Here is a 17,395-nt window from a genome sequence, read left to right as displayed (position 1 = left end):
GGGGCATGCCGGAAGACACCCGCTTGCCCGAAGCCGCGCCCTACCCTCCGGAAGAGCTCGAGCTCGACCTCCGCTGGTGGGCTGCGGCCAACTACCTCACGGTCGGGCAGATCTACCTGCGCGCGAACCCGCTCCTGCACGAGCCGCTCGCCCTCGAGCACACCAAACCGCGGCTCCTCGGCCACTGGGGCACCAGTCCCGGCCTGTCGATGATCTACGCCATCCTCAACCGCCGGATCCGCGAGACCGACACCGACTGGCTCTACGTCACGGGCCCCGGCCACGGGGGGCCAGCCCTCGTCGCCGCGGCCTGGCTGGAAGGCACCTACAGCGAGGTCTACCCGCACATCGGTGACGACGCCGAGGGGGTCCTGCAGCTGTTCCGGCAGTTCTCCTCGCCCGGCGGCATCCCCAGCCACGTCAGCGTGCAGACCCCGGGGTCGATCCACGAGGGGGGCGAGCTCGGCTACGCGCTGGTGCATGCGGCCGGGGCGGCGTTCGACCACCCCGACCTCGTCGTCGCCTGCGTGGTGGGGGACGGAGAGGCGGAGACCGGTCCGCTGGCCGCGTCCTGGCGCCTGCCCAGCTTCCTCAACCCCCGGCGCGACGGTGCGGTGCTGCCGATCCTCCACGTGAACGGGTACAAGATCGCCGGTCCGACCGTGCTCGGACGCACCAGCGACGCCGACGTCGAGGGCTACCTGCGCAGCCAGGGCTGGGACCCGGTCACGGTGAGCGGTGACGACCCGGACCTGGTCTTCCCCGCCCTGCGCGCCGCACTCGCCCGGAGCCACGACCGGATCCGTGAGCTGCAGGCATCAGCGCGCGCGGCTGGTGCGCCGGCCGAGGCCGTGCGGCACTCCTGGCCCGCGATCGTGCTGCGCACCCCCAAGGGCTGGACCGGCCCGTCCGTCGTGGACGGCAAGCAGGTCGAGGGCACCAACCTGTCGCACCAGGTGCCGCTGTCCGGGCTCGCCTCCGACCCCGAGCACCTCCGGATGCTGGAGGAGTGGCTCCACTCCTACCGCCCCGAGGAGCTCTTCGACGCGGACGGACGGCTCGTGAGCGAGCTGCGCGCGCTGGCGCCGGACGGCGACAAGCGGATGTCCGCGACGCCCTACGCGAACGGCGGCAGGCTCCGGACCGAGCTGCCGATCCCGGCCCTCGCGGCCTACGAGGTCACCCTCGACGCGGCGACCCGGGGACAGTCGATGGTGGAGAACACCATCACCGCCGGTCGCCTCATGCGCGACGTGTATGCCGCCACGACGACTGCGGACGGTGGCGGCACCTTCCGGTTGTTCTCCCCGGACGAGACGGCGAGCAACCGGCTCCAGCCGGTGTTCGAGGTGACCGACCGCTGCTTCATGGGTCCCCTGCGTGACACCGACGAGCAGCTGGGACCGGATGGCCGGGTGATGGAGGTGTTGAGCGAGCACCTCTGCGAGGGCTGGCTCGAGGGCTACCTGCTGTCCGGACGGCACGGGGTGTTCGCGACCTACGAGTCCTTCGCCATGGTCTCGGCGTCGATGGCGGTACAGCACGTCAAGTGGCTGCAGCACGCCCGGGAGCTGCCGTGGCGGGCCGACGTGTCGTCGCTCAACGTCCTGCTCACCTCGACCTGCTGGCGCAACGACCACAACGGGTTCTCCCACCAGGGACCCGGGCTGATCGACTGCCTCATCCCGCTGTCACCGGAGGTGGTGCGGGTCTGGCTGCCGCCGGACGCCAACACGACCCTGTCGATCACCGACCACTGCCTGCGGAGCACCAACCACGTCAACCTCATCGTCGTCGACAAGCAGAAGCACCTGCAGTACCTCACCCTCGAGGAGGCGCACGCGCACTGTGCCGCCGGTGCCGGGGTGTGGGACTGGGCCAGCACCTGCAACCGCGACGAGGAGCCGGACATCGTGCTGGCGTGCGCGGGGGACGTGCCCACCCAGGAGGCGCTGGCCGCGGTCGAGCTGCTCGCCGAGCACGTGCCGGACCTGCGGGTGCGGTTCGTCAACGTCGTCGACCTGATGGCCCTCCTGCCCGAGAACGACCACCCGCACGGGTTCCCGGACAGCACCTTCGACGACCTCTTCACCTCCTCGAGGCACGTGGTGTTCGCCTTCCACGGTTACCCCCGCGCCGTCCACCAGCTGATCCACGGCCGGAGCAACCCGGGGCGGTTCCACGTACGCGGCTTCAACGAACAGGGCACCACGACCACGCCGTTCGACATGGTCGTGCTCAACCGGATGAGCCGGTTCCACCTCGCCCACGAGGTGCTGCGCCGGGCCGACCGACGGGTGGCCGGCTGGGACACCCTCACCGAGCTGTGCGAGCGACGGCTGGCCGAGCACCGGCCCTACATCGAGGAGCACCTCGAGGACCTGCCCGACATCGCCGACTGGACCTGGCGCGGTCTTGACAGCCGCCCGGCGACGGACGGGTCGGGCCGGTAGTTTCGACCCGTGGTCACCAGCATCTACCTCGCCGGCACCGAGGCGCAGTCGGGCAAGTCGGCGGTGGCGGTCGGGCTGCTCGACCAGCTGTCCCGCCGCGCGGGCAGGGTCGGCGTCTACCGACCGATCGTCCGCGCCCGGGTCCCGGACGAGCTGGTCCAGACCCTCCTGTCGCAGCTGCCCGGCGACCTGACCGTCGAGCAGGCCTGCGGGGTGACCTACGACGAGCTGCACTCCGACCCGGAGCGGGCGATGGGCACGATCGTGGACCGGTTCCACGACATCGCCAGGACTCACGACGTGGTGCTCGTGGTGGGTTCGGACTTCACCGACGTGTCAGCCCCCACGGAGTTCTCGGTCAACGCCGCCGTGGCCGCCAACCTGGGCTCCCGGCTGCTGCTCGTGGTGCCGTCCCAGGGACATGGACCGGCCGAGGTGGCCACGGCGGCGGAGATGGCCGTGCAGGCAGCCCGGGAGGTCCACGCCCACGTGACCGGGGTGGTCGCCAACCAGGTGTCGGCAGACCAGCTCACGCAGACCCGGCAGGCGGTGTCGGAGCGGGTGCACCTGCCCGTGCAGGCGCTGCCCGAGACGCCACTGCTCAGGGCGCCGACGGTCAAGGACCTGCTCGATGCCTGCGGCGGCCGGCTCGTCCACGGCGACCCCGCCTGGCTGGACCGGGAGTGCATGGGACTGGTCGTGGCAGCGATGACGATGCCCCACGTGCTCGACCGGCTGATCGACGGCGGGGTGGTGATCGTGCCGGGCGACCGCGAGGACGTCGTGCTGGGGGTGCTGCTGGCGCACCGGTCCAAGACCTTCCCCAGCCTGGCCGGGATCGTCCTCAACGGCGGCTTCCCGCTCCCACCGCAGGTGGAGCGGCTCATCGAGGGGCTCGACGTCGTGCTGCCCGTGATCGCCACGGACGGCGGCACCATGACGACGGCGTCGCGGCTGGGCGCCGCCCGCGGCCGGCTCACCGCCGACTCGACGCGCAAGCTCGAGGCTGCCGTCACGATGGTCGAGCGGGGACTGGACGTCGAGGCGCTGCTCGGCCCGGTCGGCACGGCCGACGGGGGAGCGGTAACCCCGTTGATGTTCGAGCACCGGCTGGTTGACGACGCCAGGGCCTCCGGCGCGCACATCGTGCTGCCCGAAGGGGCGGAGGAACGGATCCTGCTCGCCGCCGGCACGGTGCTGGCGCGGGGCATCGCCGCGCTCACGCTCCTGGGACCCGAGGAGACGATCCGGGCGAACGCTGCGCGCCTCGGGGTCGACATCACCGGAGCCGCCATCATCGACCCGGTCACCAGCACGTTGCGCGAGTCGTTCGCGGCCGACTACGCCGCCCTGCGCGCCCACAAGGGCGTCCGCCTCGACCAGGCCCACGACCGGGTCGTCGACCCGTCCTACTTCGGCACGATGATGGTGCACCGGGGACTCGCCGACGGCATGGTGTCGGGCTGCATCACCACCACGGCCCACACGATCCGCCCGGCCCTGGAGATCGTCCGGACCGCCCCCGACGTCTCCGTCGTGTCGAGTGTCTTCCTGATGTGCCTGGCCGACCGGGTGCTGGTCTACGGCGACTGCGCGGTCAACCCCGACCCGACGGCCGAGCAGCTGGCCGACATCGCCATCTCCTCGGCCCGCACGGCCCAGCGGTTCGGCATCGAGCCGCGGGTGGCGATGCTGTCCTACTCGACGGGGGAGTCGGGCTCCGGTGCCGACGTCGACAAGGTGCGGGCGGCCACCGCCCTGGTGCACCAGCGGAGCCCGGAGCTGCTCGTCGAGGGCCCCATCCAGTACGACGCGGCCGTCGACCCCCACGTAGCCGCCACCAAGCTCAAGGACAGCCCGGTCGCCGGGCGCGCCACGGTGCTGGTCTTTCCCGACCTCAACACCGGCAACAACACCTACAAGGCGGTTCAACGCAGCGCGTCGGCAGTCGCGATCGGGCCGGTGCTCCAGGGGCTCAACCGACCGGTCAACGACCTCTCTCGGGGTGCCCTGGTCCGAGACATCGTCAACACCATCGCGATCACGGCCATCCAGGCTGGTCCCCGATGACCGACACCCAGCCGGTCCTGGTCGTCAACGCGGGCTCGTCGTCCCTGAAGTACCAGGTCATCGACGCGCGGAGCGGCCGGACGGCGGCCTCGGGCCAGGTCGACCGGATCGGCGGGGCCGGTCGACTCACCCACACGGTCGGCGGCGAGACGCACGAGCGCGACGTCAGCTGCCCCGACCACGCCACCGCCCTGGAGGCGGCCCGCGACGCACTGCGGGAGCACGGGCCCGATCTCGCGGAGCTCGGTCTGTTCGCCGTCGGCCACCGCGTCGTGCACGGCGGCCAGCGGTTCACCGAGCCCGTCCTGGTCGACGACGACGTCGTGGCGGCGATCACCGACCTCGTCCCGCTCGCGCCGCTGCACAACCCGGCCAACCTCGAAGGGATCCGCAGCGCCAGGCGGTCGTTCCCCGATGTCCCGCAGGTGGCCGTCTTCGACACCGCGTTCCACCAGACCGTCCCTCCGAGGGCCCACACCTACGCGGTTCCGGCGCAGTGGCGCGATCAGCACCACGTGCGTCGTTACGGATTCCACGGCACGTCCCACCGGTTCGTCTCGCGGCGCACGGCCCAGCTCCTCGGGCGGCGACCGGAGGACTGCAACGTCATCGTGCTCCACCTCGGCAACGGCGCGAGCGCCTGCGCCGTCCGAGGTGGTCGCAGCGTCGACACGTCCATGGGCCTCTCACCGCTCGAGGGGCTGGTGATGGGCACGAGGTCCGGTGACGTCGACCCGGCGCTGGGCGGCTACCTCGCGCGGGTCGCCGGACTCGACCCCACGGCATACGACGAGGCGCTCAACAAGGCCAGCGGCCTGCTCGGGCTGGCCGGCATCAGCGACCTCCGCGAGCTCGAGGAGCGTCGCACCGCAGGCGACGAGGACGCGGCGCTGGCCTTCGAGGTGATGGTCTACCGGCTGGTCAAGTACGTCGGGGCGTATGCCGTCGCGCTCGGGCACGTCGACGCCATCGCCTTCACCGGCGGCATCGGGGAGAACAGCGCACCGGTCCGCGGTGCCGTCCTGGGCAGCCTCGGCCTCCTGGGGGTGGTGCTCGACGAGCCCGCCAACGCCGGTGGGGTGCCAGAGCGCCGGGTCACCGGGCCGGGCAGCCGGATCCCGGCGTACGTCGTGCCCACGAACGAGGAGCTGGAGATCGCGCGCGCCTGCCTCGCCGTCCTGGAGGGCCCGGGCCGCGTCTAGGGTGCTCGACGTGACCACTCTCTACCGCGGCGGCTTCGTCTACACCCCCATCGACCCGTTCGCGAACGCGATGGTCGTCGACGAGGCGACCGGCACCATCGCCTGGATCGGTGGCGATGACGCCGCGGCCGTCCACGTCGATTCGGTCGACCGGGTGGTCGAGCTGGACGGCGCGCTGGTCACGCCGGCGTTCGTCGATGCCCACGCCCACGTGTCCCAGACCGGCGCGGGGCTGCGCGGAGTCGACCTCGGCGACACCCGGTCCGTCGCCGAGGCACTGAGCCGGATCGAGGACGCCGCGCGCCGCGGCCAGGGGCGACCGGTCTACGCGCCCAACTGGGACCAGGGTCACTGGGCCGAGGGCCGTCCGGTCACGGGGGGCGAGCTCGACCGGGCCACCTACGGTGGCGTGGTCTACTCGCCCCGCGTCGACGGCCACTCGGCGGTCATCTCCTCGGCCCTCGCCGCCGCGTCGGGAGCGCGCGAGCTGCCCGGCTGGGAAGGGGACGGGCTGGTCACCCGCGACGCCCACCATGCCGCCCGCGAGGCGTTCAACGGGGCCGTCACGCCGGCGCAGCGCCAGGCCGACATCGACCTCGCCCTGCAGTCGGCCGCGGCAGCCGGGATCGGCCTGGTCCAGGAGAACGGCGGTCGCACGCTGTCGGGCACCGACGACTTCGCCGAGGTGCTGGCCGCGGGAGAACGCGGCGACGGTCCGCAGACCCTCGGCTACTGGGCGCAGCTCGTGTCGGACGAGGCCGAGGCCCGCGACGTCGCCACCCTGAGAGGCGCCCGGGGGTTGGCCGGCGACCTCAACATCGACGGCTCCGTCGGGTCACGCACGGCCCACCTGCGAGAGCCCTACAGCGACGCGCCGAGTCTGAGCGGCAACGCCTACCTGACCGTCGAGCAGGTCCGCGACCACGTTTCGGCCTGCTCGCTGGCCGGCCTCCAGGCCGGGTTCCACGTCATCGGCGACGCCGGGGTGGACACCGCGGTGGCCGGCTTCGAAGCCGCCGCAGAGCTCGTCGGCGCCTCAGCGGTGACCCGGGCCCGGCACCGTCTCGAACACCTCGAGATGGTGTCGCGAGACGGGATCGAGCGGCTCGTGCGGCTCGGCGTCGCAGCCAGCGTGCAGCCCGCCTTCGACGCCTTCTGGGGCGGCGACCGGGGCATGTATGCCGCACGGCTGGGTGCCGACCGCGTGCACGGCCGGGCCGGTGCCGACGCCGCCCCCATGAACGCCTTCGCGTCGATGATGGCCGCGGGGATGACGGTGGCGTTCGGGTCCGACTCCCCGGTCACGCCGTTCGCGCCCTGGGAGGCCGTCCGCGCTGCGGCCTTCCACCACGACGAGAGCCAGCGGGTTTCAGCCCGGTCGGCCTTCCTGGCGCACACCCGTGGCGGCTGGCGGGCAGCAGGGTTCGACGACCGCGGCTACCTCGACCTCGGGCTGCCGGCGACCTTCGCCGTCTGGGAGGTCGGCGACCTCGTGGTCCAGGCACCGGACGACCGCATCCAGACCTGGTCGACCGACCCTCGTTCCGGCACACCGGGCCTGCCCGACCTCACCCCGGGCACAGCGGCTCCCGTGTGCCAGCGGACCGTCGTCCGCGGCCGGACCGTCTTTGACTCCGGAGCGCTCGACGGTTCGAGGTGAACGCGCCGGGAAACCCCGGCGGGTTCACCTCGAACCGAAGGTCGGCGCTCAGCGTTGACGGATGATTTGCGGCTCATCCATGTCCGCGCCGGAAATCCTCTCTCGCGCTGCTAGATTTGCCGCGTGTCTTCGCGTGTGAAACCTCTCCTCGACCTCGACCCGGCCGATGTGCGCCGGGCCCGCGCCCTGGCCCGCAAGGCCGGCCGACCCGTCGTCAAGCTGGCTCAGAGCCACACGACGGTCAGTGTGGAGCGCGCCACCCTGCGGCTCGCCGGGCTCTCCGGCGCCGACCACGAGCGGGTCCCGTGGGTGAACCACCTCGTCGACGCAGTGCGCGGCGAGGTCGGCCTCGAGCACGGCATCACCACCCCCGTCTTCGACGCGCTGCGCAGGGGAGAGGCCCCCGACCTGCTCACCCTCGCCCAGAAGGCGGCCAGCGGCTCGGTGCAGTTCCGGCTGCCGGAGGGCAAGGCGGCCACCGCGGCCGCCAAGGACGCCCGCCGCGAGGTGAGCCGCGGCATACGCACGATCGACAAGCAGCGCGCCAACCGCGACCGGCTGGTCAAGCGGCACGGCGACCCGGAGCAGCGGCCGTGGATCTACCTCATCGTCGCCACCGGCGACATCTACGAGGACATCCCGCAGGCCCAGAACGCCGCCCGCGAAGGGGCCGACATCATCGCGGTCATCCGGTCCACCGGTCAGTCGCTGCTCGACTACGTGCCCGAGGGCGCCACCCGCGAGGGGTATGCCGGCACGTACGCCACCCAGGAGAACTTCCGCCTCATGCGGGCGGCCCTGGACGAGACGTCCAAGGAGCTGGGGCGCTACATCCGCCTCACCAACTACGCGTCGGGGCTGTGCATGCCCGAGATCGCCACCCTGGCCGGGCTCGAGCGGCTCGACATGATGCTCAACGACTCGATGTACGGGATCCTCTTCCGCGACATCAACCCGATCCGCACCTTCGTCGACCAGCGGTTCAGCCGCCAGATCCACGCCCGCGCCGGGATCATCATCAACACCGGCGAGGACAACTACCTGACGACTGCCGACGCCGTCGAGGCGGCCCACACGGTGACCGTCAGCCAGCTGCTCAACGAGTACTTCGCCAAGGAGGCCGGCCTCGAGGACTGGCAGCTCGGCCTGGGCCACGCGTTCGAGATCAACCCGGAGATCCCGGACTCGTTCCGGATGGAGCTGGCGCACGCCCTGCTCGCCCGCCAGCTGTTCCCGGACGCCCCACTGAAGTGGATGCCGCCGACCAAGCACATGACGGGCGACGTCTTCCGGGGCTACCTGCTCGACGGCTTCTTCAACCTCGTCGGCGCGATGACCGGCCAGGGCATCCTCCTGGTCGGGATGATGACCGAGGCCGTGGTGACGCCGTTCCTCTCCGACCGCGACCTCGCCCTCCAGAACGTCCGCTACGTGCTCAACGCCGCGGGCGGCCTGACCGAGGACTTCCACCCACCCCGCGACGGGTTCATCCAGAACCGGGCCAGGGGAGTGTTGGGCGAGGCGATCGGCCTGCTGGAGCAGATCACCGACGAGCCGGGCCGGGCGCCGCTGCTGGAGGCCATCGCGGACGGCACGTTCGGCCTGATGAAGCGACCCGCGAACGCCGGCAAGGGGCTCGACGGGGTCGTGGTGCGGGCCGACGGCTACGACAACCCCGCCACCACGCTGCTCGAGACGGGGGAGACCCGATGACCCCGGCCCAGGACCCGCGCACCACCGACAAGGCGATGCCGCTCGACCCGATGCCCGCCAAGGCGGCTGCGAAGGGTGCCAAGGCCGCGCGCAAGACCCCGGACATCGTCCGCCCCTACGGCGACACGACGGGCGACGGCATGGTCCAGGTGTCCTTCACGCTCCCCGTGCCGCACGACAAGCGGGCCGAGGGTGCAGCACTCCAGCTGGCCGCCAAGATGGGCCTCGAGCCCGCCCTCCTCGTCCACGCCAAGGCGATGGGACCCGACTTCACCTTCTTCGTCGTCTACGGCAGCGCGACCCACCTGGTCGACCTGCGCGACGTGACCGTCGTGGAGCGGGAGTTCCCGTTGCTCAGCCCCACCGAGGTCAACAAGGCGATCAAGGCCCGACTGCGCCGCAAGCTCGTCGTGGTCGGCGCGTGCATCGGCACCGACGCCCACACGGTGGGCATCGACGCCATCCTCAACATCAAGGGCTTCGCGGGGGAGAAGGGGCTCGAGTACTACCGCGAGATCAAGGTGGTGAACCTCGGCGCCCAGGTGCTGGTGCCCGAGCTGGTGGCGCGCGCCCGTGCGGAGAAGGCCGACGCGGTGATGGTCAGCCAGGTCGTCACCCAGCGCGACGCGCACATCCACAACACGACCACCATGAGCGCGGCCTTCCGTGAGGCCTACCCTGCGGGTCAGGTGCCGTTGCTGGTCGTGGGCGGTCCGCGCTTCGAGGAGGGCTCCGCCCCCAAGCTCGGGGTGGACCGCATCTTCGGCCGGGGCACGACCCCGGGTGAGGTGGCCAGCTACCTCGTCCACGCCCTCGCCCCCACGCCGTCCGGCTCGAAGGAGAAGTGATGTCCCAGCCCACCGGAGACCTCGTCGGCCGCACCGTCACCCACCGGCGCTACGTCCCCTACAGCCACGCCCACTACGCCGGGAACCTCGTGGACGGCGCCTACTCACTGGCTGCCTTCGGCGACGTCGCGACGGAGATGTGCATCCGCACGGACGGCGACGAGGGGCTGTTCGCGTCGTACTCCGACGTGCAGTTCAAGGCCCCGGTCCGGGCCGGCGACGTCATCGAGATCGAGGCCCGTCTGGTGCGGGCCGGCACCCGCAGCCGCGAGATGGAGTTCGAGGTCCGGGTCGTGGGACGAGGGGCACCGGCACGCAGCGAGTCCGCCGCCGATGTCCTCGACCCGCCAGTCGTGGCCACGACAGCCCGGGGCGTTGTCGTGGTTCCGCCACCCGCGCCCGTCGGCTGAGCCCAGCCGCTCGGCGTGTCGCACGCGACACGCCGACCGTTCGTCGATTGCTCGCAGTTTCATTGCAGCACAAGGGTTTTGGTTCACACGCATGACCTGCGCAAACTTCGTGCTGCCGTGGTGAACGCCGGGTTGACAGCCGCCGTCGCGGGGGTAAGTTGGCCCTCGGTTGTTCACCGATGGACCGTCGACCAGGGGGAAGCCAGACCGGAGAACCACGCATTGACCGGTGACTAGCGCGCGCAGTCACCACCTGCCAGCAGTGCTGTGTGACCCGATCTGGTGCCCGCCTCGAGGCGGTGGTGGACGGCGGCACGGCCCGCGCGCTCAGTAGACAACAGCAGGCTGTCGGCACCCAGTCGGCGCCTCGCTGGTCCCAACGGCGGCGCGGGCCGTTCCGTGTCCTACCGTGGTGCCGTGCCCCCGTCGACCCAGCCCCCGTCGACCCAGCCCCCGTCGACCCCGACCCTGCGGGCAGCGGTGCGCGTGGTCGTGGCAACGGCCTCCGGCCTCCTCACCGCACAGGCCTTCCCGACGCACGACGTCTGGTGGCTGGCCCCGGTCGGCGTCGCTCTCCTGTCGGCCGTCACCATCGGCACCCGCTGGCGGCTGGCCCTGGTGCTCGGTCTCGCCCACGGTCTCGGGTTCTTCCTGCCGACCCTCTCGTGGTCGGGGGTCTACGTCGGCAACCTGCCCTGGGTCGCCCTCTCGACGCTGGAAGCGCTCTACATCGCGGTGATGTGCGCCGTGACCACGGTGGTCCAGCGCCCGCTCCTCGCGTCCCGGCTCCGCCCCCTGGCGTATGCCGCCGTCCCCCTCGCCTGGGTGCTGCAGGAGTGGGCGAGGGGGACCACCCCCTTCGGCGGCTTCCCGTGGGCGCGGCTGGCGTTCAGCCAGGCCGACAGCCCGCTCGCACCGTTCGCCCGCTTCGCCGGCGCGCCCGGGCTCACCTTCGCGGTGGCCTCACTGGGCGTGCTGCTGCACCTGGCCGCCGGGGAGCTCACCCACCGGGTCGGGCGTCCACGCCGCGGCCTCCCCGCGGCCCATCGACCTCTGGGTGCCGCGCTCGTGCTGCTCGGCCTGGCCCCGCTCGGCCTTGCGGTGGCGACCACGCCCCCGACCGCCGGGCGTGCCGTGTCGGTCCTCTTCGTGCAGGGCAACGTGCCCAAACCGGGACTGGACTTCAACGCCGAGCGCCGCAAGGTGCTCGACAACCACGTGCAGGGCACCGTCGACGCGGTGGCCACCGGGCACCCCGCGCCGACGCTGGTGGTGTGGCCGGAGAACTCCTCCGACATCGACCCCCTCCAGAACGCCGACGCCGCCGCCGACATCGACATGGCCCTCCAGGCGGTGAAGGCGCCGCTGCTGGTCGGGGCGGTCCTCAACGGGCCGGCCCCCTACATCTCGAACGCCAGCCTGTTCTACCGGCCGGGCAGCGCCGAACCCGAGCGCTACGTCAAGCAGCACCCGGTGCCGTTCGCGGAGTACATCCCCTATCGGAGCTTCTTTCGGAACTTCAGCGACAAGGTCGACCTCGTGACGAGGGACTTCACCCGCGGCCACGAGCCGGGCGGGTTCGAGGTGCCGGTCGCGGGGGAGAAGCCCTACTGGATCATCCCCACCATCTGCTTCGAGGTCGCCTACGACGGACTGATGCGCGACTCCACCCTCCAGCCGGGGCGCGGCGCCAGCATCCTCGCGGTCCAGACCAACAACGCCACGTTCGGCTACACCGCCGAGTCCGAGCAGCAGTTCGCGATCAGCCGGCTCCGGGCGATCGAGCACGGTCGCTCGGTGGTCCACGTGTCCACCGTCGGCGTGAGCGGCTTCATCAACCCCGACGGAACGTCCGTCGACAAGACCTCGTTGTTCACCGCAGCGGCCCGGTACGGGTCGCCGGTGGTCCGCACCGAGGTCACCCCGTCCGACCGGCTCGGCCCCGTGCCGGAGTATGCGGCCGGGCTGGCCTTCGCGGGGCTGCTGGCACTCGGCCTGTGGCTGCGTCGCAGGACCGCTAGGGTCGTGCGCGCCGACGACGGACCGTCCGCACCGGCCACCGAACGAAGGGATCGCGTCGTTGTCTGAAGTGCCTGCGTCCGCTGACCAGCAGGGGTCCGACCGGATCGACCGGGTGCTCGTGTGCATCCCGACCTACAACGAGCGCGAGAACCTGCCCCGCATCGTCCAGAGGGTGCGCGCCGCCGTGCCCCACGCCGACGTGCTCGTCCTGGACGACAACTCACCCGACGGCACCGGTGCCGTCGCCGACGAGCTGGTCGCCGCGGACCCTCAGGTGCACGTCCTCCACCGGCCGGGCAAGCAGGGGCTCGGCAACGCCTATCTCGCCGGGTTCGCGTGGGCGCTGGACCAGGGTTACGGCGCGATCGTGGAGATGGACGCCGACGGGTCGCACCAGCCGGAGCAGCTGCCGACGCTCCTCGCCGCCCTCCCGGACGCCGACCTCGTCATCGGCGCCCGCTGGGTCCGCGGCGGCAGCGTGGTGAACTGGCCGCTGCACCGCAAGGCCCTGAGCGTCGGCGCCAACCTCTACACCCGCGCGCTGCTCGGCATGCCGGTGCACGACGCGACGGCCGGCTACCGCGTCTACCGCGCCAGCGCCCTCGAGGCCATCGGTCTGGACCATGTGGCGTCGCAGGGGTACTGCTTCCAGGTCGACCTGACCCAGCGCGCCGTGCGGATGGGACTGCGCGTCGTGGAGGTGCCGATCACCTTCGTCGAGCGCGAGGTGGGTGACTCCAAGATGAGCGGCGACATCATGCGCGAGTCGTTGCAGCGGATCACCGCCTGGGGTGTGTCCCACCGGGCCGACCAGGTCCGGCGACTGGGCCGTCGGGAGCCCACGTGGCACCGGCTGTAGGACGCACGCCCTACGCCCGTCGGCGCCGGCCGCGCTGGCTGGCCGTCGTGTTCGTGCTGCTCCTCGTGGTGCCGGTGCTCGAGATTGCCGCGATCGTCGCGGTCGGCAAGGTGATCGGCGGCTGGCAGACCCTGGTGCTGCTCCTCGTGGAGTCGGCACTCGGCGCCTGGCTGGTCCGCCGCGAGGGCGCGAGGGCCTGGAAGGCGTTGACGACCGCCCTCAACACCGGCCAGATGCCCAGCCGGCAGCTCGCCGATGCGGCCCTCGTGCTCGTGGGCGGCACTCTCCTCCTGGCCCCCGGCTTCCTCACCGACATCGTGGGGTTCTTCTTCATCCTGCCGTTCACCCGACCCATTGCCCGGACCGCGCTCGAAGCCGTGGTGGCCAAGCGGCTGCTCGGCGGCATCTTCGGGGCGGGCGGGCGGGGCGGGCCCGGTGGCCCGGGCGGACCGCAGCAGGGAGGTCCGGACGTCGTGGAGGGTGAGGTGCTCTAGCCGCCTGCCACGCGGCATACCGGGCACGGCGAAGGCCGCGCCCCACAGTCGGGACGCGGCCTCCAGAAGCTGGTTGCTCAGGCGGTGCGCTTGCGGCGCGGCTTCTCGCCACGAGACTCGCGCAGCAGCGTGAGCCGCTCCTCCAGGAGCTCCTCGAGCTCGGGGATGGAGCGGCGCTCCAGCAGCATGTCCCAGTGCGTGCGGACGTGCTTGACCTGCTTGGCCTCCGGCTCGGGGCCGTCGACCAGACGAGCCTCCTCGCCGCACCGGCACTCCCAGGTGGGCGGGATTTCGGCCTCGATCGAGAAGGGCAGCTCGGTCCGGTGCCCCTGGGGGCAGACGTATGCGGTGATCTGGCGCTCACTGGGGACGACGTGGTCGTCCGTCTCCAGGCTGTGCGAGACCATTCGGCTGCCCCGGAGGGTGCGTTCTGCCATGACGGGGTTCTCCCAACGTGCTTGGTACCCTGCCCGCTCGGGTGGGGGCGAAAGGGATTCGTTACTGCCAACGCCGCGGATCGGTCCAATGTTCCGGTTCCGTGCGGTGTGTACCCGTCAAGACGACGTAGCACGCGCAGGCGTTGTCCGATGTGACACAAGTCACACCCGGAGGGCACTCACACGACGGCTGGGACCTCGTTGCCCGCGTCCACGATCCCTTGGCGGACGTCGACCTTGCGCAGCAGGACGAAGCCCAGGACGAAGAACACGATCAGTGCCACGATGGCCGGCCGGTAGGAGTCGGTGAGCTGGTGGACGAGCCCGAACAGCAGGGTCCCGAACCACGAGGTGCCACGCTCCATCGCCTGGTAGAACGCGAAGAACTCGGCCTCCCGGCTCTTGGGGACCAGCTGGCTGAACAGCGACCGGCTCAGCGCCTGGCTGCCGCCCAGGACGATGCCGATGAGCACCCCGAGGGCGATGAACGGGATGAACGCCTTCTCGGGCACGAAGAACGCGGCGACGACGATCGCCGACCACGCCACGAGCGAACCGAGGATGGTGCGCCACGCGCCGTACCTGCGCGCGAACCGCCCGAAGAGCAGGGCACCGCCGAAGGCCACGAACTGCACGAGAAGGATCAGCGCGATCAGCTGCTCCTGGGCGAACTTGAGCTCCTCCGCGCCATAGAGGCTGCTCGAGGAGATGACGGTCTGGATGCCGTCGTTGAAGAACAGGTAGGCCAGCAGGAACATCAGCGTCTGCGGGTAGGTGCGCAGGTCGCGGAAGGTGTGGCCGAGCTGGGCGTAGCTGCCGCGCACGATGCCGGCCGAGGGCTCCTCGACGCGGGCGATCTCGCCGCCGCGCAGGTTCCACAGGCCGCGCACCGGGATGATCGTGAACAGTCCCCACCACAGCCCCGCCGAGAGCATGCTGAGACGCACCGCCATGCCCTTGTCGATGCCCACCAGGTCGGGCTTGGAGACGATGACGAGGTTGATCGCGAGCAGCAGGCCGCCGCCCAGGTAGCCGAGCGCCCACCCGCGCGACGACACGTCGTCCCGCTCGTCGGGGGAGGCGATGCGGCAGAGGATGGCGTCGTAGACGACCAGCGACGAGCCGAGCGCGATCGTGGCGAGGATCATCATCAGCGCACCGAAGCGCCAGTTCTCGCCGCGCAGGAAGAACAGCAGCGCGGCCGCCAGCGCTCCAGCCCAGGCGAAGGCTCCCAGCAGCCTCGCTGGCCTGGGGGTGCGGTCGGCGATGGCCCCCACGAAGACGAGGAGGACCGCGCTGATGATCGTCGAGAGCGTCACCGTGTAGGACGCGACCGACCCCGGGTCGAGGGGAGCGGTGAGGACGAGCAGCACGCCACCCAGCCCGGCTGCGGCGAGTGGGACGACCGTCGGCACGGGCGAGGGGCGGTTGCGGATCATCTGCACGACGGACAGCACCAGTGCCACCAGGCCCACCAGGGTCAGCGCCAGCCCGAGCTTCCAGATCCAGCCCGGCAGGTCGGCCGCTCCCGGGATGACGTGCAGGTCGACGTGGCAGGTCTGGTCACTGTCCTGGTCGGGGCAGGCAGCCTTCTTGGCGACCGTCGTCAGATACGGGGCGAAGAGGACCGTTCCGACCGTGGTGACGAAGGCGGAGTTCGCCCAGTCGTACCAGTACCAGGCCTTGCGGTGCGCCTCGTGCTCCGACCTCGTCGACCGTGACGCTGCCGCCTCTGTTGTCATGCGTGAAGGGTGGCACAACGGCAGGTCGGGGGAATGGGTATTGGTACCCAGACGGCACGGCGAGTCGGGAGGGCCCGATGACTAGCCGGCAAACTCCCAGTGCCACGGCTCGGGCAGCGAGCCGTAGGGCTCGGCCCAGTCGGGGTGGAACCACCCGTAGAGCGGCGCGTTCTGCTTCATCCAGAGGTGGGCGGGGGTGCCGAAGTTGTTGATGCCGCCGCAGAGGTCGACGGCGCGGCCCATGCCGTGCTCGCTCTTGCCGGGAGTCGCGGCCCACTTGCCCTTCTCCGCCTTCACGGACACCTGCTCGGCATACGAGCGGTAGGAGTCGGTGACACAGATGGGCGAACCGGTGTCCTTCTCGTAGGCGATGCTCATCGCGTTGAACGCGGCTGCCGCGCCGGGTCGCAGGCTCTGGCCGGCCGCGCCGACCAGAGGACACAGGCCGGCGACGGGGATCTTGCCGTTCGGGTACTCGCCCTCGTTGGTGCTGCAGGCCTTGACCGAGCCGTCAGCGAGGACGCCCGGCACGACGAGCGCGGCCCGCAGCTTCTTGGAGACCTCGCGCGCGTTCGCGTCACCGCTGCCGAGCAGGAGGCCCGCCACCGGACCGGCCTTGGCGACCTGTTCGGCGTGCAGCTGGCGGGTGGCGTCGAGCTGGGCCTTCTGCTCCTTGACCACGACGTCCAGCTTCTTCTTGGCGTCGGCGGCCTGGGCGGCAGCCTCGGTGGCCCGCGTGCTGGCCTCGACGGCCTGCATGGCGACGTTGCGCTGGAGCTGGGTCTGGCTCTGCACCCGCCGGATCTGCCAGCTGCGCTGGTCACTGAGGTAGGAGAGCTGGGCGGCGGTGTCGCTCGCCTCGGCGGCCGGCTTGGCCAAGGTGTCGAGGAGCGTGCCCATCTCGCTGATGCTGCCGCCGGTGCCGGCGTAGGCGAGGTAGGCCCACTGGCCCAGCGCCCGGCGGTCCTCACCCAGACGGGTGCTCAGCTGCTGGTAGAGCATGACGTTGCGGTTGGCCTCCTCACGCGCGGTCCGCTCGGCATCACGCGCCACCGCGTACTGCTGGAGGAGGGTGTTGGCCTCGAGGGCGAGCCGGTCGAGCTTGGTGGCCGCCGCCGCGATCCCCGCGTTGGAGGCATTGAGGTCGTCGGTCAGCGCCCTGGCGGCTTCGATCTGGGCGGCCAGCTCGGCGGGGCTCAGCGTGTGCTCGCCACCGGCGCCGGGAGTCGCCGTCGCGCCCGCCGTGGCCGTGCCGCTGCCGACCGTGACCATGTCGGTGGTCGAGCCCGGAGGGGGCGGGGTCGTCGAGGAGCCTGGGGTCGATGAGGACGATGTGACGGATGGGGTCGTGTCCGAGGCGGCTGCGGGGGAGAGTCCTGCCAGCGTCGCGAGTGCCACTGCACCCATCAGCACGCTGGCTCGCACGCCGAGCCGTCCCACGATCCGCAACTCCCTTGTCCGCCACCCCCCTCGGGCGGCTCTGGT

The 17,395-nt window shown here is 71.4% G+C and carries 13 protein-coding genes; 10 read left to right on the top strand and 3 right to left on the bottom strand.

The genetic code is table 11. The annotated features are described in order from the left end of the window. The first annotated feature begins 5 nt into the window (after positions 1–5). From BLQ34_RS05055 to BLQ34_RS05010, 10 genes are all read left to right on the top strand, one after another. Positions 6–2,453, top strand: a complete 2,448-nt coding sequence (locus BLQ34_RS05055) for a phosphoketolase family protein (protein WP_091782360.1) — start codon at positions 6–8, stop codon at positions 2,451–2,453. A gap of 9 nt (positions 2,454–2,462) precedes the next feature. Further along, a complete protein-coding gene (pta, locus tag BLQ34_RS05050) occupies positions 2,463–4,523 on the top strand; it encodes a phosphate acetyltransferase (protein ID WP_091782357.1) in 2,061 nt (686 codons plus the stop codon). After that, the gene (locus tag BLQ34_RS05045; protein ID WP_091782353.1) at positions 4,520–5,725 is read left to right on the top strand and encodes an acetate/propionate family kinase; all 1,206 of its coding nucleotides are present in this window, start codon (positions 4,520–4,522) and stop codon (positions 5,723–5,725) included. Before pta ends, BLQ34_RS05045 begins: the two co-directional genes overlap by 4 nt. A 10-nt stretch (positions 5,726–5,735) precedes the next feature. Next, positions 5,736–7,385, top strand: a complete 1,650-nt coding sequence (locus BLQ34_RS05040; RefSeq protein WP_331712527.1) for an amidohydrolase — start codon at positions 5,736–5,738, stop codon at positions 7,383–7,385. A 123-nt stretch (positions 7,386–7,508) separates the two neighbouring features. Continuing rightward, positions 7,509–9,098, top strand: a complete 1,590-nt coding sequence (kamD, locus tag BLQ34_RS05035; protein WP_231961450.1) for a lysine 5,6-aminomutase subunit alpha — start codon at positions 7,509–7,511, stop codon at positions 9,096–9,098. Further along, a complete protein-coding gene (kamE, locus tag BLQ34_RS05030; RefSeq protein WP_231961449.1) occupies positions 9,095–9,946 on the top strand; it encodes a lysine 5,6-aminomutase subunit beta in 852 nt (283 codons plus the stop codon). Before kamD ends, kamE begins: the two co-directional genes overlap by 4 nt. After that, positions 9,946–10,356: a 3-aminobutyryl-CoA ammonia lyase gene (gene kal / locus BLQ34_RS05025; RefSeq protein ID WP_091782347.1), complete on the top strand. Its 411-nt coding sequence runs from the start codon at positions 9,946–9,948 to the stop codon at positions 10,354–10,356. The genes kamE and kal overlap by 1 nt, the downstream gene beginning before the upstream one ends. Before the next feature lie 417 nt (positions 10,357–10,773). Continuing rightward, the gene (gene lnt / locus BLQ34_RS05020; protein WP_231961448.1) at positions 10,774–12,444 is read left to right on the top strand and encodes an apolipoprotein N-acyltransferase; all 1,671 of its coding nucleotides are present in this window, start codon (positions 10,774–10,776) and stop codon (positions 12,442–12,444) included. Position 12,445: 1 nt separating this feature from the next. Beyond that, the gene (locus BLQ34_RS05015) at positions 12,446–13,237 is read left to right on the top strand and encodes a polyprenol monophosphomannose synthase (RefSeq protein WP_407946402.1); all 792 of its coding nucleotides are present in this window, start codon (positions 12,446–12,448) and stop codon (positions 13,235–13,237) included. After that, positions 13,222–13,731, top strand: a complete 510-nt coding sequence (locus BLQ34_RS05010) for an FxsA family protein (protein ID WP_091782342.1) — start codon at positions 13,222–13,224, stop codon at positions 13,729–13,731. The genes BLQ34_RS05015 and BLQ34_RS05010 overlap by 16 nt, the downstream gene beginning before the upstream one ends. A 77-nt stretch (positions 13,732–13,808) precedes the next feature. Here BLQ34_RS05010 and BLQ34_RS05005 read toward each other — a convergent pair whose 3' ends face one another. The 3 genes from BLQ34_RS05005 to BLQ34_RS04995 all read right to left on the bottom strand — a co-directional run bounded on the left by BLQ34_RS05005 (position 13,809) and on the right by BLQ34_RS04995 (position 17,182). Beyond that, the gene (locus BLQ34_RS05005) at positions 13,809–14,168 is read right to left on the bottom strand and encodes an RNA polymerase-binding protein RbpA (RefSeq protein WP_091782338.1); all 360 of its coding nucleotides are present in this window, start codon (positions 14,166–14,168) and stop codon (positions 13,809–13,811) included. 179 nt (positions 14,169–14,347) lie between these two features. Beyond that, positions 14,348–15,910, bottom strand: coding sequence for an MFS transporter (locus BLQ34_RS05000; RefSeq protein ID WP_091782335.1), 1,563 nt, complete (start codon positions 15,908–15,910; stop codon positions 14,348–14,350). A gap of 81 nt (positions 15,911–15,991) precedes the next feature. Further along, positions 15,992–17,182 carry a M15 family metallopeptidase gene (locus BLQ34_RS04995; RefSeq protein WP_157692904.1) on the bottom strand — a complete coding sequence of 397 codons (1,191 nt, stop codon included), beginning with the start codon at positions 17,180–17,182 and terminating at the stop codon, positions 15,992–15,994. Positions 17,183–17,395 lie beyond the last annotated feature (213 nt).

It is taken from the genome of Pedococcus dokdonensis (assembly GCF_900104525.1).
In the GTDB taxonomy this organism is placed as follows: Bacteria; Actinomycetota; Actinomycetes; order Actinomycetales; family Dermatophilaceae; genus Pedococcus; species Pedococcus dokdonensis.
Note: the sequence above shows the minus strand (reverse complement) of the source record. Positions and strands in the feature narration are given on the sequence as shown.